Below are 888 nucleotides of genomic sequence, written 5' to 3' on the forward strand. Positions count from 1 at the left end.
CGCCGCCGAGGCCGCCGCCGCCATCGCCCGGCTCACCGGGGTCGAGCGCCACGACATCGCGCTGACCCTCGGAAGCGGATGGGGCAAGGCGGCCGATGTGCTCGGCGAGACCGTGGCGGTCGTGCCCGCCGACGAGGTGCCCGGGTTCCACGCCTCCGGCGTGCCCGGCCATTCGGGCACGCTGCGCTCGATCCGGCTCGAGAACGGCAAGCACGCCCTCATCATCGGGGCGCGCACCCACTACTACGAGGGTCGGGGCGTGCGAGCCGTGGTGCACGGCGTGCGCACCGCCGCCGCCGCGGGCGCCGAGATCATGATCCTCACCAACGGCGCGGGCGGCGTCGATCCGGCGTTCCGGGCCGGCGAGCCGGTGCTCATCAGCGACCACCTGAACCTCACGGCCGTCTCCCCGATCGAGGGCGCCAACTTCGTCGACCTCACCGACCTGTACGCGTCGCGCCTGCGCGACGTCGCGCGCGCGGTGGAGCCGAGTCTGCAGCAGGGCGTGTACGTGCAGCTGCCGGGCCCGCACTACGAGACCCCCGCCGAGATCCACTACCTGCGCACGATCGGCGGGCAGATCGTCGGCATGTCGACGGCCCTCGAAGCGATCGCCGCCCGCGAGGCGGGCATGGAGGTGCTCGGGTTCTCGCTGATCACGAACCCGGCCGCCGGCATGGGGGATCCGCTGAGCCACGCCGAGGTGCTCGCCGAGGGCAGGGCCGCCGAGCCCCGTCTCGCCGATCTCCTCTCCCGCGTCGTCGCCCAGCTCTGACCGCCGCCCGGCGGCGCTGCCCCGCCGCCCCGCCACTCTGCAGCGGGGTCGCTTTCGGAGGGTGTCGGAGCGGTGCGGCCCCGCAACACCCTCCGAAAGTGACCCCGCTCGCA

1 protein-coding gene is annotated in these 888 nt (G+C 74.2%); it reads left to right on the plus strand.

Annotated features, from left to right (window positions below):
- Positions 1-775, plus strand: a 775-nt coding sequence (locus NS354_RS09805) for a purine-nucleoside phosphorylase (RefSeq protein WP_058594327.1), incomplete at its 5' end; no start/stop codon positions are given.
- Positions 776-888: the final 113 nt, after the last annotated feature.

The organism is Leucobacter chromiiresistens (assembly GCF_001477055.1).
In the GTDB taxonomy this organism is placed as follows: Bacteria; Actinomycetota; Actinomycetes; order Actinomycetales; family Microbacteriaceae; genus Leucobacter; species Leucobacter chromiiresistens_A.